Origin of the sequence: Alysiella filiformis, from assembly GCF_014054525.1 — a bacterium.
GTDB lineage: Bacteria > Pseudomonadota > Gammaproteobacteria > Burkholderiales > Neisseriaceae > Simonsiella > Simonsiella filiformis.
On record NZ_CP059564.1, the window covers coordinates 2,204,218 to 2,229,149 of the forward strand.

At 47.3% G+C, this 24,932-nt stretch carries 25 protein-coding genes and 1 other RNA gene; 19 read left to right on the plus strand and 7 right to left on the minus strand.

Features of this window, described 5'->3' with window-relative positions; all coding sequences use genetic code 11:
• Positions 1-13 precede the first annotated feature (13 nt).
• The 4 genes from H3L97_RS10815 to H3L97_RS10830 all read right to left on the minus strand — a co-directional run bounded on the left by H3L97_RS10815 (position 14) and on the right by H3L97_RS10830 (position 2,606).
• Positions 14-259: a CRISPR-associated ring nuclease gene (locus H3L97_RS10815; protein ID WP_097114470.1), complete on the minus strand. Its 246-nt coding sequence runs from the start codon at positions 257-259 to the stop codon at positions 14-16.
• Positions 256-555, minus strand: a complete 300-nt coding sequence (gene csx16 / locus H3L97_RS10820) for a CRISPR-associated protein Csx16 (protein WP_097114471.1) — start codon at positions 553-555, stop codon at positions 256-258. Before csx16 ends, H3L97_RS10815 begins: the two co-directional genes overlap by 4 nt.
• 530 nt (positions 556-1,085) lie before the next feature.
• Positions 1,086-2,009, minus strand: a complete 924-nt coding sequence (gene cas6 / locus H3L97_RS10825) for a CRISPR system precrRNA processing endoribonuclease RAMP protein Cas6 (protein ID WP_097114472.1) — start codon at positions 2,007-2,009, stop codon at positions 1,086-1,088.
• A gap of 93 nt (positions 2,010-2,102) precedes the next feature.
• Positions 2,103-2,606, minus strand: a complete 504-nt coding sequence (locus H3L97_RS10830) for a DUF1841 family protein (protein WP_097114497.1) — start codon at positions 2,604-2,606, stop codon at positions 2,103-2,105.
• A gap of 87 nt (positions 2,607-2,693) precedes the next feature.
• On the opposite strand from H3L97_RS10830, the gene ssrA reads away from it, so the two are divergent.
• The 12 genes from ssrA (at position 2,694) to fic (ending at position 13,074) form a co-directional block, all read left to right on the plus strand.
• Positions 2,694-3,054: a transfer-messenger RNA gene (ssrA, locus tag H3L97_RS10835) on the plus strand.
• A 229-nt stretch (positions 3,055-3,283) separates the two neighbouring features.
• Positions 3,284-4,483 carry a tyrosine-type recombinase/integrase gene (locus tag H3L97_RS10840; protein ID WP_097114473.1) on the plus strand — a complete coding sequence of 400 codons (1,200 nt, stop codon included), beginning with the start codon at positions 3,284-3,286 and terminating at the stop codon, positions 4,481-4,483.
• A gap of 292 nt (positions 4,484-4,775) precedes the next feature.
• Positions 4,776-5,552 (plus strand): hypothetical protein, encoded by a 777-nt coding sequence (locus tag H3L97_RS10845; protein ID WP_097114474.1) that lies wholly within the window; start codon positions 4,776-4,778, stop codon positions 5,550-5,552.
• Between the two features lie 113 nt (positions 5,553-5,665).
• Positions 5,666-5,911, plus strand: coding sequence for a helix-turn-helix transcriptional regulator (locus tag H3L97_RS10850; RefSeq protein ID WP_097114475.1), 246 nt, complete (start codon positions 5,666-5,668; stop codon positions 5,909-5,911).
• The gene (locus H3L97_RS10855; RefSeq protein ID WP_179655844.1) at positions 5,908-6,147 is read left to right on the plus strand and encodes a helix-turn-helix domain-containing protein; all 240 of its coding nucleotides are present in this window, start codon (positions 5,908-5,910) and stop codon (positions 6,145-6,147) included. The genes H3L97_RS10850 and H3L97_RS10855 overlap by 4 nt, the downstream gene beginning before the upstream one ends.
• 180 nt (positions 6,148-6,327) lie before the next feature.
• Entirely contained in the window at positions 6,328-6,531 is a 204-nt protein-coding gene (locus tag H3L97_RS10860; RefSeq protein ID WP_097114476.1) for a hypothetical protein, read from the plus strand.
• Between the two features lie 667 nt (positions 6,532-7,198).
• Positions 7,199-7,363 (plus strand): hypothetical protein, encoded by a 165-nt coding sequence (locus tag H3L97_RS10865; RefSeq protein WP_179655845.1) that lies wholly within the window; start codon positions 7,199-7,201, stop codon positions 7,361-7,363.
• 87 nt (positions 7,364-7,450) lie between these two features.
• Positions 7,451-7,801 (plus strand): hypothetical protein, encoded by a 351-nt coding sequence (locus tag H3L97_RS10870; protein ID WP_097114477.1) that lies wholly within the window; start codon positions 7,451-7,453, stop codon positions 7,799-7,801.
• 98 nt (positions 7,802-7,899) lie between these two features.
• Complete coding sequence (locus H3L97_RS10875) at positions 7,900-8,985, plus strand: DUF7146 domain-containing protein (protein WP_097114478.1); 1,086 nt, start codon at positions 7,900-7,902, stop codon at positions 8,983-8,985.
• A 161-nt stretch (positions 8,986-9,146) separates the two neighbouring features.
• Entirely contained in the window at positions 9,147-9,764 is a 618-nt protein-coding gene (locus H3L97_RS10880) for a hypothetical protein (protein ID WP_097114479.1), read from the plus strand.
• A gap of 227 nt (positions 9,765-9,991) precedes the next feature.
• Complete coding sequence (locus H3L97_RS10885; protein WP_097114480.1) at positions 9,992-11,788, plus strand: DUF927 domain-containing protein; 1,797 nt, start codon at positions 9,992-9,994, stop codon at positions 11,786-11,788.
• A 176-nt stretch (positions 11,789-11,964) separates the two neighbouring features.
• Positions 11,965-13,074 carry a protein adenylyltransferase Fic gene (fic, locus tag H3L97_RS10890; RefSeq protein WP_097114499.1) on the plus strand — a complete coding sequence of 370 codons (1,110 nt, stop codon included), beginning with the start codon at positions 11,965-11,967 and terminating at the stop codon, positions 13,072-13,074.
• Positions 13,075-13,559: 485 nt separating this feature from the next.
• Here the strand turns inward: fic and H3L97_RS10895 are convergent, their stop codons facing one another.
• A complete protein-coding gene (locus tag H3L97_RS10895; protein WP_097114481.1) occupies positions 13,560-14,225 on the minus strand; it encodes a response regulator in 666 nt (221 codons plus the stop codon).
• A 23-nt stretch (positions 14,226-14,248) separates the two neighbouring features.
• Here H3L97_RS10895 and H3L97_RS10900 point away from each other — a divergent pair, with 23 nt between their 5' ends.
• The 4 genes from H3L97_RS10900 to H3L97_RS10915 are packed head-to-tail and all read left to right on the plus strand — an operon-like array spanning position 14,249 to position 19,637.
• On the plus strand, positions 14,249-15,634 hold the full coding sequence (locus H3L97_RS10900) for a sensor histidine kinase (protein WP_224446348.1): 1,386 nt from the start codon (positions 14,249-14,251) through the stop codon (positions 15,632-15,634).
• Between the two features lie 41 nt (positions 15,635-15,675).
• The gene (locus H3L97_RS10905; protein ID WP_097114483.1) at positions 15,676-16,398 is read left to right on the plus strand and encodes a uroporphyrinogen-III synthase; all 723 of its coding nucleotides are present in this window, start codon (positions 15,676-15,678) and stop codon (positions 16,396-16,398) included.
• A 9-nt stretch (positions 16,399-16,407) separates the two neighbouring features.
• Positions 16,408-18,429, plus strand: a complete 2,022-nt coding sequence (locus tag H3L97_RS10910) for a uroporphyrinogen-III C-methyltransferase (RefSeq protein WP_097114484.1) — start codon at positions 16,408-16,410, stop codon at positions 18,427-18,429.
• A 14-nt stretch (positions 18,430-18,443) separates the two neighbouring features.
• Complete coding sequence (locus H3L97_RS10915) at positions 18,444-19,637, plus strand: heme biosynthesis HemY N-terminal domain-containing protein (RefSeq protein ID WP_097114485.1); 1,194 nt, start codon at positions 18,444-18,446, stop codon at positions 19,635-19,637.
• A 54-nt stretch (positions 19,638-19,691) separates the two neighbouring features.
• Here H3L97_RS10915 and H3L97_RS10920 read toward each other — a convergent pair whose 3' ends face one another.
• The gene (locus tag H3L97_RS10920; RefSeq protein WP_097114486.1) at positions 19,692-20,159 is read right to left on the minus strand and encodes a CYTH domain-containing protein; all 468 of its coding nucleotides are present in this window, start codon (positions 20,157-20,159) and stop codon (positions 19,692-19,694) included.
• Positions 20,160-20,162: 3 nt separating this feature from the next.
• Positions 20,163-20,579 (minus strand): CopD family protein, encoded by a 417-nt coding sequence (locus H3L97_RS10925; protein WP_097114487.1) that lies wholly within the window; start codon positions 20,577-20,579, stop codon positions 20,163-20,165.
• Between the two features lie 66 nt (positions 20,580-20,645).
• Between H3L97_RS10925 and H3L97_RS10930 the strand changes: the two genes are divergently transcribed.
• The 3 genes from H3L97_RS10930 to prfB all read left to right on the plus strand — a co-directional run bounded on the left by H3L97_RS10930 (position 20,646) and on the right by prfB (position 24,798).
• The gene (locus H3L97_RS10930; RefSeq protein ID WP_097114488.1) at positions 20,646-21,539 is read left to right on the plus strand and encodes a homocysteine S-methyltransferase family protein; all 894 of its coding nucleotides are present in this window, start codon (positions 20,646-20,648) and stop codon (positions 21,537-21,539) included.
• A gap of 505 nt (positions 21,540-22,044) precedes the next feature.
• Positions 22,045-23,466 carry a basic amino acid/polyamine antiporter gene (locus H3L97_RS10935; protein WP_097114489.1) on the plus strand — a complete coding sequence of 474 codons (1,422 nt, stop codon included), beginning with the start codon at positions 22,045-22,047 and terminating at the stop codon, positions 23,464-23,466.
• 228 nt (positions 23,467-23,694) lie between these two features.
• A complete protein-coding gene (gene prfB / locus H3L97_RS10940; RefSeq protein ID WP_097114490.1) occupies positions 23,695-24,798 on the plus strand; it encodes a peptide chain release factor 2 in 1,104 nt (367 codons plus the stop codon).
• The last annotated feature ends 134 nt before the right edge of the window (positions 24,799-24,932 follow it).

The window sequence follows — 24,932 nt, forward strand, 5'->3', positions numbered from 1 at the left end:
AATTTTAATAAATTTATTTTTCAGAAAAGTTCAAAAAAATAGGGTTTTGCAAAGGTTTCAGCCTGTAATCTTCGAGCAAACGGGTAAAATAGCCCTTTTCGCCCAATAATTGTTCCACAATTCTTTTTTTGCCTTCCAAAGTGGTCAGCACAATGATTTTTTCAGGCAGCCAATTGTGATTTTTGTGCAATGCGTAAACCGTTTCGGTAACAATTTGCGGTGTCATGCCTGTTACAGCAACCAAAATTTTCTGTTTCATTCTGCAATCCTTTTCACATCAAAACGCACCAAACTTGCGCCAGCAGCCGTCATTTCTGCTGCGCTGTATTCCGAGCCGCGCGTGGCAAACTGTTGGGGCATTTGCAAAAAGTAAAACTGCGCCCCTTTTTCACACACCGCCGCCGCCAAATGCACAGGCAGCGTACCGACCACCACATCGCCCGCATTCACTTGTGCCAAATCCAAATGTGGCACGATTTCGTCAATGTGCCAATGGGCTTGCTGCGCTATCCATTCAATCGCCCCAGCGTGGCGCGACACAAATAAAGTTGCCATATTTGCCATTCCCTTGTTTGAAATTTGAAAATGAAATCATACGCCAAAACGCGACCATTGCGTGAGCAAAACAAATTTGTGTGCATCAAAATGGGGGCAAAAAATCAGGCAGCCTGAAAACGGTGTTTTGTTTTCAGACTGCCTGACTTGGTTTTTTTATCCCCGATGAATGGGGCAATCATTCTGACGAAGATAATGTCGTAAAAGAGTATAACTCTGAGTCTTAATCCCCGATGAATGGGGCAATCACTCTGACTTTAAATGGTGCATTAAACATCCTCAGAAAAGTAATGTCTTAATCCCCGATGAATGGGGCAATCATTCTGACTGCACTCTCTTATTTTCACCTTGTAAAATCATATACTTATAAGCTGAATTTTTTATGCCAAAAATCTTCACAAACGAATATACTTTTTAACAAAATTGAACAGAGAAAACAACCAGAACGAGACAAATCACATCAGCCTTTGTCAGAATGATTGTGTCGCGCATTTTACGCAAATTTACTCAAATTGACAAGCCCTATTTTTTCAAGCAGCCTGAACGCGGTAGCCACCCAATCCAAACACGGTTTCTTTGCCAATGTGCAGCCATTGCCCTATGTGCAACAATGCCGCCCATTCGCGGGGTACATCGCGCCACACGCTTTCGCCCATAATGCCGCCCAATTTCATCATTTGCTGTTGGCGGTTGGAATAGCGTTGCCAATCGTGCCAATGCCATGTGTGTTCGCCGCGCAGGGTGGCGGCTTGTGCGCTCAATGCGGCATAGTCGGCTTGCAAGGGCGCGTTAAAATAAAGCTGGGCAATGGTGGACACGCGCCGCATGGTTTGTCGCGCAATCAAATCGGGCGACATTTGCGCGGGCTGCACAATTTTGCCGTGTTGCTGAATGCGTAGCGGTGTGTAGAAATACAAGCGTAAATCGGACGAAAATTCTGTTGGCAAAACAAGGTGATTTGTGTGTGGGATTATGTGTTGGGCAGACTGAATTTCGTGCCATTCATCGCCATTTTGTACAGCCAGGTGGCTTAATTCGCCTGTGCCGCGATTGCGTTCGCCCACGCCTTTGGCAAAGGCATGGCGCAATGCCGACACAATCAATGGCAACATCAAACGCACTTGCCCAAATAAAACCAGATTAAAGGTCAAGTCTTCGCCCACCTCATAGTGGGTTTTGCCGTTTAAAGGGGGTTCAAAAACATAGGGTTGAGGTGGGGTGTTTTGTTGGCTGCGGTGCAATTCGTGGTTGTGGGGCGCGGTAAAAATGTGGCTGTATGGGCAGTTGTGGTAGTGGATTTCGGGTTGTCCGCAGGTGCAAACTTGTTCACGCAAAGCATGCCCAAACACACCGCGCAAAGTTGAACCTGCAAAGGGCGGCAAACGCAAATTTTGTGTGATGCGGAATGTGAAACGGTAGCGGGAAATGGGTAAGGTATTGGGCAAAATCAGCATTTTGTGTTTCTGAATGGAGTTTGATGGTTAAGAAATGGCATCTTGCTTTAATTGACAATTAAATCAATCCATTAAGATGATGAACGCAAGTGATTATTCTCGCATACTGATTTTATCCGACAAACCCACTTCATGCGGATTGAGACGCGCCTCATCTTCTGCGCCCAAATTGACCAATTTTCGCAATTTGGTCATGTAGTTGTTCACGTCCAAACCGCGACCGAAACGTTGGGCTTCCCACAATGTTTCAGCCAGCGCGTCCATCATTTCGTGTTCGGCGGCGTGCCAATCATCGTTGTGTTTGGCGCACAGTTGCGCGTGAATGGCGCGTATGCCAAAGGGCTGGTCTATGCCCACCTGCTCTTGAATAGACAGGTGCATGGACATGTGCAAAAAGGGATTGGTTTGCCCTTGTTCGGGTGTCCAGTTGTGGTCAAGATATTGTTCAATGTTTTCCAGAATGGGGCTATATTCGGGGTGGGCTTGGATAATCCGCAAAGCGCGTGTTTGCAGCGCGTCCAGTTGCACGGGGGCAAAGCGCAGTTGCCAAACTTGGGCGAAAAATCGGCGCACATCGTGGGTGTTTACGTCATACATGGTTGTATTTTTGCCAAAAAAAGCCATTTTAACACGACAAAGTCTTTTCAGGCAGCCTGAAAGCAGGTACAATGCCGTTTCTCATTTGGGGGCGACCTTGGTTTCGACGGGGGTTGCAAAGCAAATGTGGGCATACCGCGTTTTCAGTTACGCGTTAAACACTGTACGAAAATAGTCGCAAACGACGAAACTTACGCTTTGGCAGCTTAATGCCAGCCGTTGCAGCAGTTGGTCAATGGGCTGTGTGGGGCAACCCACTGCAACGTCATTTACATTGACTGGTTTTCTGTCGGGTTACTTGGCAGGGAATGAGATTGTAGGTAACTGGTTTCCAAACAGCCTGTCTGTCGGCGGAATGGGAATGAGACAATAAGTAGATAAGACTAAGTATGTAGAACACTTTGTAGAGGACTTTCGGACGCGGGTTCAATTCCCGCCGCCTCCACCAAACACAATTTTCTAGGGTATCCTAGCACACCTAAAAGCCTTGAAATCACTTGATTTTAAGGCTTTTTTGTTATCTACAATATGCTGGGGTGCGCTGGACAGCGCATACAATATTAGGTACATTTCTAGGTACACACCACCAAAACAGCCCAAATCCAGCCCCAAAACAGCCATTTTTGCGCCATTTTTTAAGCAAATGTACCTAATCCACAGCCTAACTATTTGAAATCATGAAACTAACCGACAACGAAGTCAAAAACGCCCTTGTACCTAGCAAAGGCACAAAGCAACTCAATGACGGCGGTGGCTTGTACCTAGAAATCCGTGCAAGCGGTAAAAAGTATTGGAAACGCAAATACACCAGCCCCACCACCAAAAAACAAACCATTTTGCACATTGGCACTTATCCCGATATGGGCTTGAAAGCCGCACGACTTGCCAACCAAAAAGCCCAATTATTGATTTCAGACGGCATAGACCCCAGCGAACAGAAACAAGCTGAAAAGAAAGGCTTTAACGAGAAAATCCAAAATACCTTTGAACACATCGCCCGAACATGGCACAGCGACCGCGCTAAACAAGGCGATAAATGGACACCAGCACACGCCCACCGCGTATTACGCAGCCTTGAAATCCACATATTCCCCGATTTGGGTAAACACCCCATTGCCGACATCATGCCGCTTGACGTGCTAACCCTACTCAAACGCATTGAACACGCTGGCAAACGCGATACCGCCCATAAAGTCTATGATGTGGTTAATCAGGTGTTCTCTTATGCCGTGCGTTTGCGCTTGTGTGTGTTTAATCCAGTAGCGGAATTGCGTACCGAACTGGCACAAGTCAAACAAAAGGCTTTCCCACACATAACCGACCCAAAAGAAATTGGCGAGCTATTGCGCCAAATAGACGGCTACAACGGCATGCCAACCGTGCGTACCGCGCTACAAATTGCGCCTTATGTGTTTGTGCGACCCAATGAATTATGTGGCATGAAATGGGGCGAATTGGATTTTCAGGCAGCCTTGTGGCACAAAGACGAAACAGAAATGAAAAACGGCATTGCCCATGTGATACCGCTTTCACGCCAAGTCATTGCCTTAATTGAAAGTATGCGACCGTTTACAGGGCATTATGAATATGTGTTCCACAACCGCAGCACAGGCAAACCCATAACCACAGAATCATTAAGCAAAGCCATGCAGCGATTGGGTTACAAAGACATTGCTACCCCACACGGTTTTCGCCACACAGCCAGCACACGCTTAAACGAAATGGATTATAGGGGCGATTGGGTAGAGTACCAGCTAGCCCACAAGGAAAAGAACAGCAGCCGCGCCAGTTACAACTATGCCCAATATCTTGAACAACGTGCCACCATGTTGCAAGAATGGGCAGACTACCTAGACCAACTGAAACAGGCAGCCTGAAAAGCCTTTTTGCTAATGCGTAATAAAAAATGGTGTGATGAGTGTGATATAAATAAAAATACAGCTTAATCCATTTATTTTAAATGATTTTTTCATCACACCAAGCACATAAAAATGGTGTTATGAAAGTGTGATGAGTGTGATGAAATTCAGGCTGCCTGAAACCATGAGCCACAAACCACACCTAGCCCCTTGATTAGCTACCAAAGGGCGAAAACAAGGTTTTTAATCCCTGCCTTGCTGGTGTGGTTTTCTTTTATTTAAGGGATTGGATTTTAAAGGGATTGAAATCATGCTGACATTTGAAGAAATTAGAGAAGTACCCCCATTTTGGTACTCACAAGAAATATTTTATGTATTGCATTCTATTGAAGAATTTTTAAAAAATAGAACACATCAAGAAATAGAATATGCCTTAAATTGGTTTTATTTGGCAAAAAATGACTATGAAACCAATTACCATGATTATAAAAATCGCTACATCTTCAAAGAAATACACGACCTACCCCCATTGGATAGATTGCAAGAATATGAACTTTTAAGTATTTTGCTTGATAATCAATGGTGTTCCATCAATAGTGATAAAAATACCAATGAAAAATGGCAAGAACATGAATTATTTGCTGTTTTGGCTTACCAATATTGCAATGATTTTGCACATTATTTCAAAGAAGGACATAGATACTATGATGAATATATGTTTCGTGCATTTGCCACATTGCGCCTTGCCGATAAATCAAAATTCTTAAATATCATTAGAGAACAAGGGTTTGATAGGCTATTGCAAGAAGACATTAGCGAAATCGCCAAAAAAGCCCGTTCAGCATATACGAGAAAAGCAGGGCTGAATAAACGCAGCCCATACGAAAAAATGGGGACAATCCACGCTGTAAATGCCTTGCTTGATGAAAAACAAGATTTATTGCAACAGCGTGGCGGTAAAGCCGCATTATGCCGCATGATTTTGGATTTAATCACTGAAAACCGAATCACAGCCCCCAATATCCCCACAGAGCGAACAGTAGAAATGTGGATTGCCAAATACATTGAAACGAAATCAACGAGCTAATTTCCCGAAATTAACACGCAGCTACCTTAAAACCGCCCCACAAGGGCGGTTATTCTTTTGCCGTTCCGAAACCCCAGCGCAACACAGCGCATTAACGAAACGAAAGGCAAATCATGCAAAACATCATCAATATTGACACCCTGCCCGACCACGCGCAATTAACCCTTGCCGAATTGGAAACCAGCGCAGCGCGTAACCGCAAAGGCATTACACGGCTTTCAGGCAGCCAAATCCGCCGCCTTGAAGCACAGGGATTGTTCCCCAAAAGCCGTGAAATCACAGGCACACGCGCCAAATTCTACCTTGCTGGCGAAGTCAAAGCATGGCTGGCACAACAAGCACAAGGAGTAACACCATGACACCAGCCCCAAAACCCAAACCACCCACCCAAAAACAGCGTGTATTGCAACTGTTACGCAGCCGCGAGCGTGTTACCGTACGCGATATTTTCCAGCTTGGTATCAATAGCCCCACCGCGCGTATCAGCGAGCTACGCAAAGACGGCTACCACATTGCACATCAAGACGTTACCGCCCCAAACCAGTTTGGCGTGAACGTGGAACACCGCGAATATTGGCTTGTGGAAACAAAGTAAAAGGGCATTGCGCCGATTACACAATGCCCTTTCGGTATTCAAGGATACTCTATTTTTTGGTGTTCAAAGACACTCCCACGCGCGTGTGCGTACTGCTCCGAAAATTCAGCCCCATTGATAACGAACTGAATCGCGCAAACGCATGGTAACAAAATTCAGGCAGCCTGAAAAGCCGTTTGAGTGCGTACCAAAGCGCGTACTTTGCCCCAAAATCGCGTTTTTGGCGCATTGGCGGCGTGGGCTGGTGTGTTTCCTATTGCAGCCACCAACGCAATCTACGCGCAAACCACGCCCCCTTTACGCGCGATATTCAGGCAGCCTGAAATGAGCTACTGGAATTTCAGTAGCTTGGCATTGGCTTTCATCACACCAACAACATCATGATTTTAAAAGAAATTACACTCAAAAATGGCTTTCATCACACCGTCATCACACCAATTTATTTTTTAAGTAATTGATTTTAAATAAAATCACACATATCACACATATCACACCACTTTTTTGCATATATGTATTGTGTGCCTGAAAAGCCATTTTTGCTAATGCGTAATAAAAAATGGTGTGATGAGTGTGATATATAGAAAAATATAGGTTAATTCATTTATTTTAAATGATTTTTTCATCACACCAAGCGCATAAAAATGGTGTGATGAAAGTGTGATGAGTGTGATGAAATTCAGGCAGCCCGACCTGAAAAGCCACGCAGGGCAGCCTCTCAAATGCGAGAACCTAGCAAAACCTATCATTTATTTTGCCCACAGGCGCATTTGAATGATTGTGCTGGTGTGTTTACCCATTTCAGCAGCCAGCGCAATCTAGGCGCAAAATAGCCCCCTTTGTGCGCCAAAAAGGAATTTATGCACATCGTAGGAAGTCGCATTTTTCAGCCCAATAGCCTTTTTTATGGACTCCGAAAATTCGCTCACCTACCCTTTACCGACCGTTTTCCTACCACTTTCCGACCTTTTTCTCAAATTTTAGAAAAAGAAATACCTTGATAAAACAATGTTTTTTGGCATAAACCGAAAAACCCCATTGAACCAAACGAGAATTGAAGTTATATTTTGCGTTCTCTCAAAAAAACAACAGTCCCATAACGGCATGGGTTGAAAAGCCGTTTTTTATCGCCTTATCCTTTTTCAGGCAGCCTGAAACACATCTACACGTTTCACACGCCAATCTCAAAAAAGTTTATGGCGGTATCCACCAACCGTAAGGCGTGGGCTTGGAACTGTTGCCAAGAGAGAGTACCGCCCCCAATTTGGGTTTCTCAATTCTCTAAAACACAACAGGAGCATTTCAAATGCAAAATCAATCATCTATCCCCTTATTCATCAATGGCATTCACATCAATGTCCAACTGAACACCAGCGCAGCAACAGGCTTGGCAAGTTTATTGCAAAATGCCCCCTTGCTGGCAATCGCCGACCATTACAGCTACCCCATGCCACGCCAATGCGTTTCGCGCTTGCAATCCGATATTCAACACACAGCCAATGTTTTTGGCGATGTTTTGACCGCCTTATCTTTCGCAGCAAATGATGATTGCGAACACATCACACCCAGCATTGTTGCCGATTTTGCCATGACCGTAGGCGAACTGCTGCCATTCTTGACCCGCTTGTCTGAAAACATCAATCACACCCATTCCTAAACCCCCTTGCACACGCCGCCTTTGCTGGTGTTTTCATCAGCAAGGGGGCTTTTTGCAAACTGCTTAAAAACACAAGAATTTGATTTAAAGGAATAATCATGAAATACCGTTACACTTTTGACGATATTCAGGCAGCCGCGCAACACAACTGGCAGCACATTTTGGGCAGCATTGGCATTGCCCCAGCCAGCCTGAAAAACCAACATCAACCCTGCCCCCTTTGTGGTGGCAAAGACCGTTTCCGCTTTGACAACAAAGGCGGCAATGGCACTTATTTTTGCAATCAATGTGGCGCAGGCAATGGCTTTACCTTTGTGCAAAAACATTTGAATTTAAACAAATTTGGCAATGCGGTGGCGGTGGTGGCACAAATTTTGGGCATGGGCGAAACAGGCAATGCCACACCCCACATCACACCGCCCAAACGCGAAACCCCACCGCCCACACCACCCAAAGACGAATTAGCCAAGCTGTTGAACGTGTGGAACGCTGCCACCCCCATTATTGGCACACCAGCCGAACGCTACCTTGTGGCGCGTGGCATTGGCACAATCCCAAACAGCATGAATTTGCGCTGCCACAGCCATTTAGCCTATTGGCACAACGGCAAATGTTTGGGCGAATACACAGCCTTGCTTGGCTTAATGCACGACACGCAAGGCGAAATCACAGGCATTCAGCGCGTGTACATTCAGCAAGACCCCAACACAGGCAAATGGCGCAAGGCGGTTATCCATGACCCCGAAACAGGCAGCACGCTGGATTGCAAAAAGCAAATGGCGCGGTTTTCAGGCAGCACACGCGGCACGGCTGTTCACATTGACGAATTGGACGACACAGGCTTTTTGCTGGTGGCAGAAGGCATAGAAACCGCCCTTGCCGCGCGTGAACTGTTTCCCCTGCCAACATGGGCAACGGTAAACGCTGGCAATATGGCGCGGCTGGTGTTGCCCAGCAGCCTGAAAAGATTGTTGATTGCCGCCGACAACGACCACAGCGAAACAGGTTTTAGGGCAGCGCGTGATTTGGCGGTACAAGCGAGCAAGCAGGGCATTCATGTGCAAGTGTGGCAGCCTGAACACGCAGGGCAAGACGCGCTGGACGAATTAAACCAGCGTAAATCACGCGCCAAATGCGGTAACGAAACCCTTTTTTCAGGTAACGAGACCCCAAAAGGGCAGTAACGAAACCCCAAAAATGGTAACGAAACCACCCCAAAAGGTAACGAAACCTTGTAACGAAACCCCCAAAAACCGCCCTACCCCATTGGGGCAGTAACGAAACCCCACTTTTACCCAGTTTCGTTACCACACCAGCAGCAGGGTAGGGCAGAAAGGCACACCCCATGACCCTTGAACAAATCATTGGTGTAACGCTGTTTTTTGTTTTGGCAGCCCTATCATTAGCCGCCGCCTTTGCGCTTACAGTCAAACACTATGGCATTGCCAAACAAAATGAAGAATTGCGCGAATATGTGGCATTTTCCGAAACACGGCGACAACGCACCATGCAATACCTATTGGAAACCGTTTGCCGCCACGACCAAGAATTTATTGATTATCAAATCAACAAGCGTTTGGGCTATGTTGCCCCACCGCGTGAAACACCACCGCTACGCATACACAATTACACCACGCCACCACCGCGCCAAATCCCACAACGCGAACCACGCCAAGCATTCAGGCAGCCTGAAACGCACCACGAGCCACCACAACGTGAACGTGTGATTGTCGTAACCGAGCCACGCCGTGAACCGCCACCGCGCCAACGTTTGCCATTTTGGGGGCATGATGACGATGATGTGATTGATGTTAGCCCAGTCGCACCCAATCCACACCGTGCCATGCCGCAAATACCGCTACTTGGCGCACCCAAACGCAAGGGTGGCAGACCACGCAAACACGCAGACGGCGCAGCACGAAAACGCGCCTACGACCAACGCCAACGCGAAAATGGCACATAAACACCGCTTTCAGGCAGCCTGAATTTTTTCAGTCCATAAAAAAGGCTTTTTTTGAATTTTGCAAGTCCAAAAAAAAAGGCAATTCAGGCAGCCTGAAACCACCTGACGGAAATCCGTCAGCTTTTAAAAATCAATTACTTGGATTTTAAAATCCAGCCGCTGAAATTCAAGGCGCTTCTCAAATACGAGAAGTTCCCTTTTCCACCCATTTAAAGGAAAACTTCATCATGCAAACCGACATTCAAAACATCATCAATCAATCGCAAAACATCATGATTGACCCCGACACAATCCCCACATTTGAACTGAAACCACGCACCGAAACCCGACACAATGGCGTGTATTTCATAGACATTCAAACCGACAAACAAACAGGCGAAATCCAAGAAAAAACACCAATTAAAATCAGCGACCATTTGCGCGTGATTGGCATAGGGCAAGACGAAAGCAAAGCCGCCTACATCGTCATTGAATACCGCAACAAATTCACGCACCACATTCAAACCACAGCCATTAAACAAGCCGATATTGGCACAAACAAAGGCTGGTATGATTTGCAAAACATGGGCGTAGGCGTGATGAGCGACCGCAAAAGCCGCGAGCGTGTGGCAAATTATTTGCAATTTTCAGGCAAGCAAACCCAATACCAAATACGCCACACAACAGGCTGGAAAGGCGAAAACTACTTTTTTCCAAGCGGCGAAATCATCACGCCAAACGACCACGAACGCCACAAAATCATTTACATGGGCGACACCAGCAAAGCCAATGAATACCACATTTCAGGCAGCCTGAATGATTGGCAAACCCACATTGCCCACTATGCCATTGGCAACAGCCGCCTGATGTTGGCATTGGGTACGGCATTCGCAGCCCCCTTATTGCGCGGCTTGAACATGGAAAATGGCGGCTTTCATCTGTTTGGCGACAGCAGAGACGGCAAAAGCACAGCCGCCTACGTTGGCGCGAGCGTGTGGGGCAGCCGAGAAAGCAAAGTTTCGTGGAACAGCACCGCGCTGGCAATCATCAATTCCGCGTGTGCCAGAAACGACTGTTTCATGATGTTGGACGAAATTGGGGAACAGCGCGATACGCGCATTGTGGCGCAAGCCGCATACAGTTTGGGCAATGGGCAAAACAAAGGACAAGCCCACAAAGACGGTGGCAATCGCCCCACTATTAACTTCAAAACCCTATTTTTTTCCACAGGCGAAAAGCCGCTTGATACCTACATCAAAAATGGCAATCCCGAATTGTGGAACGCAGGGCAAGCCGTACGCTTGGCAAGCATACCCAGCGACACAGGCAAAGGCTATCAGGCATACGACACAATCCACCACTTTGCCACAGCAGCCGAATTTGGCGACCATTTGAACGACAGCACCGCACAATTTTATGGCACAGCAGGGCAAGCGTGGATAATCGCCTTGCAGTCCGACCCCAAGCACAAGCAGCGCATTCAAGCCCACATGAACGCCTTTTTAGCCAAGCTGCCCCACGATTTAAACGGACAAATTCGCACCGTAGGCAAACGCTTTGCGCTGGTGTATGCCGCTCTGGAATTGGCGAGCGAATACGGCATAACAGGCTTTCAGGCAGGGGCGAGCCTTGCGCCATTGTTGCAATGCTTTCACGCATGGCTAGACCGCAACGGCATGGAAAAAAGCGAAACGCAGCAGATTATTGAAAACGCGCAGGATTTTTTTGATTTACACGCATTCAGCCACCGTTTTGCTGATTTGGATTTATTGGGTGATTTTGAGCGAGCAGGAGAACACCACGCAGGTTTTAAAGAAAGGCATGGCGATGATTGGATTTATTGGGTGGTGTATGCCGCATTCAAGCATGAAATTGCCCAACGCTTTGAGCCAAGAAAAGCCGTTGATGTGTTGGCAGCAGCCAAGTGGCTGATTATGGGCAGCGACAAAAAGCACTATGGCGCACACCAAAAAAACCGCAAACACATGGGCGGTAGGCGATATATGCAATTCAATGGCAGCACACCACCCGACCGCAACGAATGACATTCAGGCAGCCTGAAAACTTAATAAAACTTAATATTACACCAGCAAAAACCGCCTTTTTGCTGGTGTTTTTTGTCATGTTTAAAAATCGCCATTTTTTAAACATATCCGCCTTGATATGTTTACGCGATAAACATATACTGCCCCACATCTTTAAATTTTCGGATTTTTTAAACATGACACAATGGCAAGCCCACATTCCCTACAATGATTTACCCCATTTACCACCACAGCAAGACATTGAAACAAAAAATATTTTAAAACATTGTATCACAGCAAGAGCAGCATTGGCACAACTCAAACAAGCAGCAGAACTTATCCCCAATCAAAGTATGTTGATTAACACGCTGCCCATTATGGAAGCGCGAGCCAGTAGCGAAATTGAAAACATCGTAACCACCACCGACAAACTGTTTCAATCTTTGCAACTGGACAACGACAACATAGACCCAGCCACCAAAGAAGCCTTGCAATACCGAAACGCCCTATTTCAAGGCTTTCAATCGTTGGCACGTTTACCCCTTTGCACACAAACGGCTGTATTGGTGTGCAATGCCATTAAGCAGCCGCATGAAATGACAATCCGCCAAACAACAGGCACAGCACTAAAAAGTGGCACAACAGGCAAAACCATTTATACGCCACCCGAAAGTGAAAGCGTTATCCGCGACAAATTGGCAAATTGGGAAAAATTTATCCATGAAAGCGATGATTTAGACCCTTTAATCATTATGGCAATCGCACATTATCAATTTGAAGCAATCCACCCATTCACAGATGGCAACGGCAGAACAGGGCGAATTTTAAACAGCTTATTGTTGATTGATAAAGGTTTATTGTCTTTACCGATTTTGTATTTAAGCCGATACATCATTGAAAATAAAGCAGATTACTATCATCTTTTGTTGCGCGTAACCAGTGAGCAGGATTGGGAAAGCTGGATTATCTACATACTGAAAGGCGTACAAGAAACCGCCGATTGGACGGTAAACAAAATCAATGCCATACGCCAACTTTTTGAACAAACGCGCCAATATGTGCAGCAACACGCCCCACATATTTACACGCATGAATTATTGAATTTGCTGTTTGAGCAGCCTTACACACGCATTGCTAACTTGGAAAGCGCAGGCATTGCCAAACGACAGACTGCTTCAAAATATCTGAAAGAATTGAACGATTTAGGCGTATTGAATGAAGTGCAAATTGGCAGGGATAAACTGTTTATCAATCCGCGCTTGATGAATTTATTGCGTGGCAATGAAAACGAATTTACCCCATTTTAAACACAACACCAGCAAGCGCGTTTTGCTGGTGTTTTGATTTTCATCACACCAGCAACATTATGATTTTAAAAGAAATCACACTCAAAAATGGCTTTCATCACACCGTCATCACACCAATTTATTTTTTAAGTAATTGATTTTAAATAAAATCACACATATCACACTCATCACACCACTTTTTTGCATATATGTATTATTTGTTTTTGGGCAAACGGGCTACCTGAAAAATGAAAATTGTCACACGATTTTTTATGCGATAATGCCAAAGGGATTTAACAGAAAAACACCCCTAAAAAAGGGGTAGCATAAAGATTTTTAGGTACAAATTTAGGTACATTTAAGCATATACCTGAAATAAAATATCAATATTTCAATACCTTAAATTGCCAGTTCAAAAGACGCCGCCTCCACCAAATTCACACAATCCCTGAAATCAGCTGATTTTCAGGGATTTTGCATTTTCAGGCTGCCTAAAACCCCACCACTCACTCCTTACTTACCAACCACCCCACGCCACGCACGTTTTTGATGTGTTCCTTGCCGATTTTTTTGCGTAGGGCGTGTATCAAATAATCCACCGCATTGCTTTCCACTTCATCGCCCCAACCGTACAATTTGTCTTCCAATTCGGCACGCGAATGAATGATACCTGCACGCAAAATCAGGGCGTTCAAAATCGCAAATTCTTTGTTGCTCAATAATATGCTTTCAGGCTGCCCTGCGATTTGTACTTGGTAAGTGGTGGGGTCAAGCGTCAAAATGCCGTTGCTGGGTTTTGGGGTGGCGTTGCCGCTTTTTCGGCGCAACACGGCACGCATTCGGGCATGAAGTTCTGACAAATCAAAGGGTTTGACCAAATAATCATCTGCACCACCGTCTAGACCTGCCAGTCGGCTGTGTATGTCATCACGCGCGGTTAAGATGATGATGGGCGTGGTATTGTTTTCGCTGCGCCATTGTGCCAAAACGTGTAAACCGTCTTTTTCAGGCAGCCCCAAATCCAATAAAATCAAATCGTAAGCCTGCGCTGCCGTTGCCGACAATGCCAATTTGCCCGTATTGACCCAATCTACGGCATAGCCCACGTCTTTCAGGCTGCCTGAAAGGGTGTGGGCAATCATTTTGTCGTCTTCTACCAATAAAATCCGCATTTTTATCTACCAAAATCACATGAGTGGGTATAATCTCAAATCCGATTTTAATCCAATTTTCAGGCTGCCTGAACCACCCTTTTTGCCATTTTGTTATGTTTTCCCACACCCACTCCATTCAGGGGCGATTGAGCCGTTCGTTGAGTGCATTGGCATTGCTGTTTGCGCTGACCGCCGCCGTGCTGGTTGCGCGAGACAGCTACAATGAAACCCATGAATTTCAAGACGATTTACTCAAACAAGTCGCCCAAAACCTCGCGCCCAACACGCCCATTCATCATGATGATGAAGACGATGATGACGATGCCCCCATTCACACCCAAACGGCAAACACGCCCAGCCAGCAGCGTTTGAACGTGGCAGGATTGGGCGGCGGCTACCACACCATTTTGCACCAACAAACTTGGTATCGCGTTTACATTCACGACACCGAACCGCAACCCACCGTGGTGTGGCAAAGCATGGCAACGCGCAACGAGTTGATTTGGCAATCGGTTTTGTACAGCATTTTGCCCTTGTTGTTGCTCATTCCCCTGTTTTACGCGCTGACTTGGTGGGTGGTGCGCCGCACGCTTGCGCCCATTGCCCAGCTTTCAGGCAGCCTGAAAACGCGCACCTCTGCCGATTTAAGCCCCTTGTCTTTAAACAACATTCCTGTGGAATTGCATGATTTAATCAAATCATTCAACCATTTGCTCCACACCACCGAACACACCCTCAACCAACAGCAACGTTTCATTGCCGATGCCGCCCACGAATTGCGTACCCCCATGACCGCCCTGTCGGTACAAGCCGAACGCCTGCAACACGAAACCCTGCCCGAAAACCTGCGCCAGCCGCTCGCCGACTTGCAACAAGGCATACGCCGCAATCGCCAACTTTTAGAACAATTGCTGCAACACGCCCGCGCCCAATCGCCCGATGGCTCACGCCCCAAAAGCCAAATTGCCATACAAACCCTGTTTCGCCAAGTGATACAAGATTTGCTGCCACTCGCCCAAAGCAAAATGCAAGATTTGGGCGTGAGCAGCGAATGGAACGCACAACTGTTTGCCAACGAAACCGATTTGTATATACTCATCAAAACCTTATGCGACAATGCCATACGCTACACCCCCGAAAATGGGCAAATTGATTTGTCGTTAAGCGAAACCGACACCGAATGGATTATCCACATTGAAGACAACGGCATAGGCATACCCCCACACGAACGATTGCGCGTGTTTGACCCGTTTTACCGCATTTTGGGCAACGAACAAGAAGGTTCAGGTTTGGGTTTGGCAATCGCCCACACCATCGCACAAAACCATGACGGCAAAATTGAATTGCACAACAGCCAAAAATTCACCCACGGCTTGTGGGTACAAGTGCATTTGAGCAAAGCCGCCACCAGCATTCAGGCAGCCTGAACAAACCAACACATTGATTTAAATAAAAATGGATTAAATTGATGAAAACCCTACTGCTCGTCCGCCCCGAAAACCGCCTTGCCCAAGATGTTGCATTGTGCCAACAAAACGGCATTGCCGCCCTGCCCTTTCCGCTATTAAAACTGGCACACCAACACGAAGTTTTACGGCAATTACCCCAATATTTTCAGGCAGCCTGCGCCGCCTTTTGGGTCAGCCCCAGCGCGGTGGAAATTGCCGCACAATATGCCGACTTATCGTCCACCGCCCTGCCACATATTGCCGTGGGCAAAGCCACCGCACACGCCTTGGCACAAGCAGGCGCACAAAACATACACGTCTCATCGCACGGCAACGACAGCACCGCCGCACTCGCCCTACCCATTTGGCAAACGCTGCCTGCCAACCACACCATCATCATCATACGCGGCGACACAGGACGCGAAGAACTCGCCCATCATTTACAACAAATGCACTTTCAAATCCAATACGCCCCCATCTACCGCCGCATTGCCCAAAGCCCCGATTGGCAAGCCTTTCAGGCAGCCCAAATTCACGCCGCGTGGATAACATCAACACAATTAGCAGATTTACTTTTTACACAAGCCAACGTATCACTAACGCAAAACCTGAAATCCTTGATATACTTCACACATCATCGGCGCATTGTAGAGCGATTACGCGAATACCACGCCACCCAAATTTATCAAGTTGAGCATTTGCAAAACGCACTCCATCAACTCAAACACATAAATAAAACATAAGGATAAACCATGTCCGATAATCAAAACAACGACATCACGCCTGCTGCCGTGCCGCCCAACAACCTTGCCCTATCCACCAGCAAGCCCGTTGTTGCCACCCAGCACCCCATTGTGATTGAACAAAAAAGCAGTGGCAAAGGCTTGGCAACAGGTGCCTTGATATTGTCCATCATCGCCTTGGGCGCAAGCGGATTTTTGTTTGTGCAAGGACAAAACGTCTTCAACCAACAAGAATTGCGCCTGAAACAAGAATTGGACAACGCCGCCTTGGGCGAAAGCGAAAACGCACGCAAACTTGCCAATTCATTGGACGAACAAGCCAAATTGAACCAAATGGTCAGCCAACTGGACGCAGGCGCACAGCAAAACCGCAACCACATTGCCGATGTGCAACGCGGCTACCAAGAATTGCTCAAAGGTCGCGTTAATTGGCTGGTTGATGAGGTGGAAGTGACCCTCAATGTTGCCTCACAACAATTGCTGTTGTCGGGCAATGTGCCAGTGGCAATTACCGTGCTGGAAAGCATTGAACAGCGTTTGAGTCGCTTTGAACAATCCGATTTGTTGCCAATCAAAAAAGCCATCAGCGCAGATTTGGCATTGCTCAAACAACGCCCCTATTTGGACGTATCAGGCACCGTGTTGAAACTGGACAGCTTGGAAAAAGGCGTACCTGCCCTGCCCCTGTTGGTGGACAGCACTTTGCAAGCCTCGCCCACACAAGAAGTTGCCACGCCCACTTCTGCCGATTTTTGGACGCGCACTTGGGACAAAACCTTGGGCGTATTAAAAGGCATGGTGGAAATCCGCAAACTTGACAGCAACGATGCCATGTTGCTCGCGCCCGAACAAATCTATTTTGTGCGTTCCAATTTGCGTTTGCGCTTGCTTGATGCGCGTTTGGCACTGTTGCAACACAATGGCGAAGTGTACAAAAACAACTTAACCGCCGTGGAAAGCACCGTCAAACAGTATTTTGACACCCAATCGCCCAGCACCCAAAAATGGTTGGACGATTTGGCTGCCTTAAAAAATTTAGATGTACACATGGTTTCCGATGAAGCCTTGAAACAAAGCCAAGCTGCCGTACGCAATTTCCAAAATAATTCACGCACCGCCAATCCTGTGAATTTAACGCCTGTTGAGCCGCTTGCGTCTGTTACTTTAAACAACCACACGGCGCACATTCCACCCATTCAGGCAGCCAGCGTACCCGCCATCACGCCCAAAGCGGCTTCGCTGCCTGCTGTGGCATTGTCGCCTGTTGCCACGCCCGCATCGGCACCCAAAGCACAAGCAGCAAGTGAAAACACGGACATGGGCATAGCCGCACCTGTGGCAGCCGCAACCACGGCAGCAATGGCAGCCAACGCCAACAGCGCGTCATCACCTGCCAAAGCCACCGAAACCAAAGAACGCGAAACCAAGCCCAAACCCAAACCTGCTGAAAAAAAATCCGATGACAAAAAATCGGATAAAAAATCAGAAGAAAAAAAGGCAAACAACGCGGGAAAGCCTGAAACCAGTAAGCAAGCAGACGTGGCATCGTCTGCTCTTGCAGCCCCAATCCGTGCTGCTGCTGAATCGGCGAAAGCTGAACTGGTGAAACCCGCCCATGCCCTTCATTTGAATCACATTCAGGCTGCGGCAAAAGCTGCGCCCAAAAATGCGCCCAGCAAAAAAGCCGCACCTGAAATCGCAAAACAGGCAAAAACCAACAAAATTGCGCCAAACAAAGCGTTCAGGCAGCCTGAAACGCAGTTGGTTGCCCAAAAAGCGAAAAAATCGCCCCCCGCCCCCAAATCGCCCAAAACCGAATTGAGCCAAAACCTTGAACGCGCATTCAATCCACCCAAAACCCAAACGGTGGTGCGCGAAGGTTTCATCAATCCCAAAGATGCCGTTCGTTTTGCCAATGTGGAAGTGGTGCAACCTCGCCCCATTTTACGCAACAAAATTGACGGCTTGGAAACATTTGGCGGCAAACGCGACCCTGTTTTGCGTGATTTGAATCTCAAAAAATCAAGTTAATGTAAGGAACAGAGATGAAAAGTCTCATTTGGATTATTGTGCTGTTTTTGATTGCTGTTGCTGCGGCAATTGGCGTACACAGCTATTCGGGGAATGTGTATATTGCCATTGAGCAAACACTTATCCGATTGAATTTGCATTTGTTTGTGGTTGGTTTATTGCTTGGCGTGTGTGCCTTGTATTTTTTGGTCAAAATCGTTTTTGGCTTAATCGCCACCCCCAGCAAAATGAGCCGCTTTGGCAGCAGCCGCAAAAGTCGCAAAGCCATGGAAGCCTTGCACGCCGCAGGTGTGGCGTTTTTTGAAGGTCGCTACCAAAAAGCGGAACACGAAGCCGCCAAAGTGTTGGGCAACAAACACGCTGGCGACAACCGCATTTTGGCATTGATGATTGCCGCCCAAGCCGCCGACAAAAATGGCGACCACCATTTACGCAATCAATATTTGGACGACATTGCCACACATTTGCCCGATAAATCGCAATTGCCACGTCATTTGCTGGTGGCTGAAAGTGCTTTGGCAAATCAAGACTATGCCACCGCCAACGAGCATTTACAGGCTGCCGAAAAACTGGACAGCCATTTAACCCAACTGGTGCGCTTGCAATTAAATTATGCTTTGGCGCAAAACGATGCGCTTTCGGTGCTGGACAAAACCGACAAGCTGCAAAAAGCCAACGCCATGACCGAAAGCGAAGCCATGAAACACCGCAATGTGGCGTATGAAACCTTGGTGCGCCAAGCGCAAAATTCAGGCAGCCTGAAAACCGCCATCAAGCGCATTCCCGATGCACAAAGAGCCAACGAATTGTGCGTTGCCATTGCCGAGCAATACGAAAAATTGGGTTTATATGGCGATGCGGTGGCGTGGGTGAGCAGTTATTATCCCCACACGCAAAAATCAGGCTTGCTGCAACCCTTTGTACGCAGCGTGCGCTATTTGAGCGATGCGGAACAACGCCGCGCCATTGACCTTGCCGATGGCTGGCTGAAACACAAACCCAAAGACGCGGCTTTGTTGTTGAATTTGGGCGAAATGGCGTTCAATAAGCAACTTTGGGGCAAAGCGCAAAGCTATTTGGAAGCCAGCATTGCCGTAAAACCGACCGTGCAAGCGCGTTTGGCTTTGGCAAAAGTGTTTGATGAAATGAATGTGGAAACTTTGGCTGCCGAACAACGCCGTTTGGTTTTGAACGAAGTGGCACAATAAAACCACAATCACAAAAAAGGGCAGATTTCACATCTGCCCTTTATGATTGTGGCATTACCACGTTGAATAAGGGTGTTTGCTTAAATAGGCATTGGTGAATTTGCCATGTGATGTAATTTCTTCGCCCAACCAATCGGGGCGTGCAAAGGCGGCATCTTCGCTGGGCAATTCCAATTCGGCAACAATCAAGGGCGCGTTTTCGCCAAAAAATTCATCTATTTCAAACACAAAACCTTCATACGCCACGGTGTAGCGGTGTTTTTCCAATTTAAATGGACACAAAGTCGCCAACATCATTTGGGCATCGTTAAGTGGAATGGGGTATTCAAACTCGCTGCGGCTCACATCGCTCACATAGCCTTTTATGGTCAGCCATGCTTGTTCGCCAACAATGCGGACGCGCATGGTGCATGCTTTTTCCACCGACAAATAGCCTTGTTGCAAAATTTGGGGTGCGCTGGCGTGTTGTCGCCAACTGTCGTTTTTCAACAGAAAACGGCGTTCTATTTCAATATGATTCATGATTCAAAATGGTTTAAAAATAACAAGATACAAGGCAAACAACAGGGCAAACACGGGCAATTCGTTAAACACGCGATACCATTTGTGGCTGCGAATGTTGCGGTTGTGGCGAAAATCGCCCAGCAATTTGCCGCAATAAATGTGGTATGCCAATAAAATCAAGCCAATCAGCAATTTGCCGTGCGCCCAGCCTGCCTGAAAACCAAATTGGGTAATGAGCAAAGCCAAACCGCAAGCCAAACTGCCCACCGCCCACGGTTGCATGAATTTGAACAATTTTTCAGCCATTTGCAACAATCGGGCGTATTCGGCTGGCTGCGCTGCCATCGCCAAATTGACAAACAGGCGCGGCAAATAAAACAATCCCGCAAACCACGCGACAATGAAAAAAATGTGAAACAATTTCAACCACAAATACATTTTTCAGGCTGCCTGAAACGTTAAAACGTGTTATTTTACGCGATATTTTGCTTTGAGACGATTGATATGAAAAACATCATCATTTTGGACGGTGGCATGGGGCGCGAACTCCATCGGCGTGGCGCACCGTTTCGCCAACCCGAATGGTCGGCTTTGGCATTGACCGAGTCGCCCGAAAGCGTACAAGCGGTTCATGCGGATTTTATTCGTGCTGGAGCGCAAGTCATCACAACCAACAGTTATGCGATTGTGCCGTTTCACATTGGCGAAACGCGTTTTGCGAATGAAGCGCGACAACTGGCTGATTTATCTGGAAAATTGGCACAACAGGCGGTGCAAGCATGTGGCGTAAAAGTGCAAATTGCTGCGTCTTTTCCGCCGCTTTTTGGCTCGTACAGACCTGATTTGTTTGATGAAAATCGCGCCGATGAATTGGCTCAACCTTTGTTGGACGGTTTGTTGCCGTATGCGGATATGGCATTGGCGGAAACGGTCAGCAGCCTGCAAGAAGCGGCATTTTGGTATGGCAAATTGAAACATTCAGGCAAACCGATTTGGTTGTCGTTTACCCTAGACGACACGAAACAACATGAACAGGCGGTTTTGCGTTCTGGCGAAACGGTGTTTCAGGCTGCCCAAACAGTCAAAAATTGGGATATTGACGCGATTTTGTTTAATTGCAGCCAGCCTGAAATCATGGCAAACGCGATTGCTGCCGCCAAACAGGTTTTGCACAATCGCATGAAAATTGGGGTGTATGCCAATGCCTTTGAGCCTGTACAGGGCGAAATGAATGACGCAAATGGCGAACTTGACCCCATTCGCACCGATAACTCGCCCGAAAATTATGTGGCGTGGGCGCGGACTTGGGTGGACGCAGGGGCGGATATTGTGGGCGGTTGCTGTGGGATTGCGCCTGAACACATTGAGATGTTGGCGCGGTATTTGAACTGTCGTTGAATCTACGGCTTTCAGGCTGCCTGCAATTTGTCCCCTCCCCCGTCTGGCGGGGGAGGGTTAGGGTGGGGGTGGCACCTTGGGTTTCTAACCCCCACCCCAGACCTGCCAAGTTCTCATCGTGTCGTAGGGGCGGATTTTATATCCGCCCTGTGGGAAGTACCACAATTCAAATATCGTAGAAAGGGCAGATATGAAATCTGCCCCTACGAAGTACAGAACTTGGCAAGTCTGGTTTTTTTTGGGGGGGGACGGTGTCCACCCTACATCATGATTGCCAGAAATTGTTATCGTGCCAGCATTTTGCTCCCTCTCCTTGTGGGAGAGGGCTGGGGAGAGGGCAAAAGTGCCACAAACTCAACGGTTTTACCCTCTCCCTAACCCTCTCCCACAAGGAGAGGGAATGAGATTGCGGTACATCAAAAATCATTTCATCATCAAAATCAAAAAAATGCGGTAAAATCGCGGCTTTTCTTTTCAAAATTTCTTTTAATAATCAGAGTATTTTATGTCTAGCAAAACACAAATTGGTTTGACCGCGCTCACGGCTTTGGTCATCAGTTCCATGGTCGGTTCAGGCGTTTTCAGTCTGCCGCAAAATATGTCGGCGGTGGCGGGTTCGCAGGCTTTGTTAATCGGTTGGTTGATTACGGGCTTTGGGATTATTTTCTTGGGGATTTCATTCGCTTGTCTTGCCAAATTGCGCCCCGATTTGGACGGCGGCATTTACACCTACGCGCGTGCGGGTTTTGGCGATTTGGTGGGCTTTTTGTCGGCGTGGGGTTATTGGTTGTGTACCACGATTGGCATTGTGGGCTATTTGGTGGTGGCGTTTGAAGCGGTCGGCACATTTACCGATACGCCACAATTCACGCTGTTTGGGCAGGGCAACACGTTTTGGGCGTTTGTGGGCGAAAGCGCGGTGGCATGGTTGATTTACGGTTTGGTGGCACGCGGTATTCGTGAAGCGGCTGGCATCAATTTGTTGGCGACTGTGGTTAAAATTTTCCCTTTGATGGTGTTTGTGGGTTTGGCGGTGTATTTTTTCCGCGCAGACATTTTTATGGCAGACTGGACAGGCGCAAGCATCGTCCCCGAAGAAGGCGCAGACAACAGCATCATGAGCCAAGTCAAAAATACCATGTTGATTACATTATGGGTTTTTACGGGTATTGAAGGCGCGTCTGTGTTGTCCAAACACGCCAAAAACCGCAGCGATGTGGGCAAAGCAACCATTTTGGGTGTGGGTTTGGTGCTGGTGTTGTATGTGGCAATCACGCTGTTGGCGCAAGGTGTGTTGCCGCGCAGCGAGATTGCGACAATGTCCAATCCATCTATGGCTGGGGTGTTGGCGCACATGGTGGGCGATTGGGGCAAGATTTTGATTAGCGTGTGTTTGATTGTGTCGGTGTTGTCGTCTTATTTGAGCTGGACTTTGTACGCGACCGAAATTCCGCATTTGGGCGCGAAAAATGGCGCATTCCCCAAATCATTTTTGACTTTAAACGGCAATCTTGTACCGAAAAACGCTTTGTTGTTCACAACTTTGACCGTGCAACTTTGCCTGTTTTTGGTTTGGCAAACGGGCAACAGTTACCAAGCCTTGTTGTTGATTTCCACGTCCATGATTTTGGTGCCGTATTTGTTGGTGGGCTTGTTTTTGTTGCAACAGGCGATGAAGCAGAATTTGGCGTTCAAATACAAGGCGATTGGTGCAATCGCCAGCGTGTATGCTTTGTGGATTGTGTATGCGGCTGGGGTGAAATATTTGCTGTTTTCTGTGTTGTTGTATGCTGTGGGCGTGGCATTGTTTGCCTATTCGCAAAAACAGTTTCACGGCAAATTGCCATTTAAACGCGCGGAATGGGCGATTGTGGCGGTGTTGTTGATTTTGGCAGTGCCTGCTGTGAAGATGTTTTTGGCGCAGTAAAAACACATTTTTTAAGCTGAAACCTTTGCAAAACCCACTTGCAAGCTGACGTAGGGGCGGATTTCATATCCGCCCTTTTTTCAATTTATTGATAAAAATGAAAATTGCCACAAGCTCAAACGGGGCAGATATGAAATCTGCCCCTACGAACCGATTTTTGCAAAAGTTTCAGGCAGCCTGAAAAATACGTTACAATACGCCCCAAAATTTTTCAAGGAATACAGAAACATGGAAACCGAACAAATCAACCAATTAAACAACCAATTAGACGATTTAGCCCAACGCAACCGCGACATTCGCAACTACATGGACTATCAAGGCAAAAAAGACCGCTTGGAAGAAGTGGTCGGCTTGTCGGAAGACCCCGAATTGTGGAACGACCCCAAACGCGCCCAAGAAATCGGCAAAGAACGCAAACTGCTGGAAGGCGTGGTGCTGACTTTGGACAACATTGAAAACGGCATTGCCGACAACCGCGAATTGATTGAAATGGTGGTGGAAGAAAACGACACAGACGGCTTTGCCGCCATTGTTGCCGATGTTGCCGAATTGGAAAAGCAAATGGCGGATTTGGAATTCAAACGCATGTTCAACCAGCCTGCCGACCCAAACAACTGTTTCATTGACATCACGGCTGGCGCAGGCGGCACGGAAGCGGAAGATTGGGCTGGTATGCTGTTTCGCATGTATTCGCGTTATGCCGAGCGCAAAGGTTTCAAAATTGAAATTTTGGAAGAAGACGATGGCGAAATCGCGGGCATCAACCGCGCCACAATCCGCGTGGAAGGCGAATACGCCTACGGTTTATTGCGAACCGAAACGGGCGTACACCGCTTGGTGCGCTACTCGCCATTTGACTCCAACAACAAACGCCATACGTCTTTCGCGTCTGTGTTCATTTATCCCGAAGTTGATGATTCCATTGAAATTGAAATCAACCCTGCCGATGTGCGTACCGACACTTACCGCGCATCGGGTGCGGGCGGTCAGCACATCAACAAAACCGATTCTGCCGTGCGCATGACGCACATTCCAACGGGCATTGTGGTGCAATCGCAAAACAGCCGCTCGCAACACGAAAACCGCCGCGTGTGTGAAGAAATGTTGCGTGCCAAATTGTTTGAATTGGAAATGCGTAAGCGCAATGAAGAAAAACAAGCCCTTGAAGACGGCAAATCGGACGTGGGTTGGGGCAGCCAAATTCGCTCGTATGTGTTGGATTCTTCACGGATTAAGGATTTGCGTACGGGCTATGAAGTGGGCAACACCAAAGCGGTTTTGGACGGCGATTTGGACGGTTTTATTGAAGCCAGCCTGAAACAGGGCGTGTAACAAAAATGGGGGCAGATTTTACATCTGCCCCTTTCTCTTATTGAACCTTTTTTCCATTTTCAGGCTGAAACCTTTGCAAAACTCGGTTCGCAAGGGCAGATTTCATATTTGCCCTGTTTAGACTTGCAGAAATT

Coding starts and splice junctions, on each gene's coding strand:
- H3L97_RS10815 (WP_097114470.1), bottom strand. CDS start 259: ATGAAACAGAAAATTTTGGTTGCTGTAACAGGCATGACACCGCAAATT.
- csx16 (WP_097114471.1), bottom strand. CDS start 555: ATGGCAACTTTATTTGTGTCGCGCCACGCTGGGGCGATTGAATGGATA.
- cas6 (WP_097114472.1), bottom strand. CDS start 2,009: ATGCTGATTTTGCCCAATACCTTACCCATTTCCCGCTACCGTTTCACA.
- H3L97_RS10830 (WP_097114497.1), bottom strand. CDS start 2,606: ATGTATGACGTAAACACCCACGATGTGCGCCGATTTTTCGCCCAAGTT.
- H3L97_RS10840 (WP_097114473.1), top strand. CDS start 3,284: ATGAAACTAACCGACAACGAAGTCAAAAACGCCCTTGTACCTAGCAAA.
- H3L97_RS10845 (WP_097114474.1), top strand. CDS start 4,776: ATGCTGACATTTGAAGAAATTAGAGAAGTACCCCCATTTTGGTACTCA.
- H3L97_RS10850 (WP_097114475.1), top strand. CDS start 5,666: ATGCAAAACATCATCAATATTGACACCCTGCCCGACCACGCGCAATTA.
- H3L97_RS10855 (WP_179655844.1), top strand. CDS start 5,908: ATGACACCAGCCCCAAAACCCAAACCACCCACCCAAAAACAGCGTGTA.
- H3L97_RS10870 (WP_097114477.1), top strand. CDS start 7,451: ATGCAAAATCAATCATCTATCCCCTTATTCATCAATGGCATTCACATC.
- H3L97_RS10875 (WP_097114478.1), top strand. CDS start 7,900: ATGAAATACCGTTACACTTTTGACGATATTCAGGCAGCCGCGCAACAC.
- H3L97_RS10880 (WP_097114479.1), top strand. CDS start 9,147: ATGACCCTTGAACAAATCATTGGTGTAACGCTGTTTTTTGTTTTGGCA.
- H3L97_RS10885 (WP_097114480.1), top strand. CDS start 9,992: ATGCAAACCGACATTCAAAACATCATCAATCAATCGCAAAACATCATG.
- fic (WP_097114499.1), top strand. CDS start 11,965: ATGACACAATGGCAAGCCCACATTCCCTACAATGATTTACCCCATTTA.
- H3L97_RS10895 (WP_097114481.1), bottom strand. CDS start 14,225: ATGCGGATTTTATTGGTAGAAGACGACAAAATGATTGCCCACACCCTT.
- H3L97_RS10905 (WP_097114483.1), top strand. CDS start 15,676: ATGAAAACCCTACTGCTCGTCCGCCCCGAAAACCGCCTTGCCCAAGAT.
- H3L97_RS10910 (WP_097114484.1), top strand. CDS start 16,408: ATGTCCGATAATCAAAACAACGACATCACGCCTGCTGCCGTGCCGCCC.
- H3L97_RS10915 (WP_097114485.1), top strand. CDS start 18,444: ATGAAAAGTCTCATTTGGATTATTGTGCTGTTTTTGATTGCTGTTGCT.
- H3L97_RS10920 (WP_097114486.1), bottom strand. CDS start 20,159: ATGAATCATATTGAAATAGAACGCCGTTTTCTGTTGAAAAACGACAGT.
- H3L97_RS10925 (WP_097114487.1), bottom strand. CDS start 20,579: ATGTATTTGTGGTTGAAATTGTTTCACATTTTTTTCATTGTCGCGTGG.
- H3L97_RS10930 (WP_097114488.1), top strand. CDS start 20,646: ATGAAAAACATCATCATTTTGGACGGTGGCATGGGGCGCGAACTCCAT.
- H3L97_RS10935 (WP_097114489.1), top strand. CDS start 22,045: ATGTCTAGCAAAACACAAATTGGTTTGACCGCGCTCACGGCTTTGGTC.
- prfB (WP_097114490.1), top strand. CDS start 23,695: ATGGAAACCGAACAAATCAACCAATTAAACAACCAATTAGACGATTTA.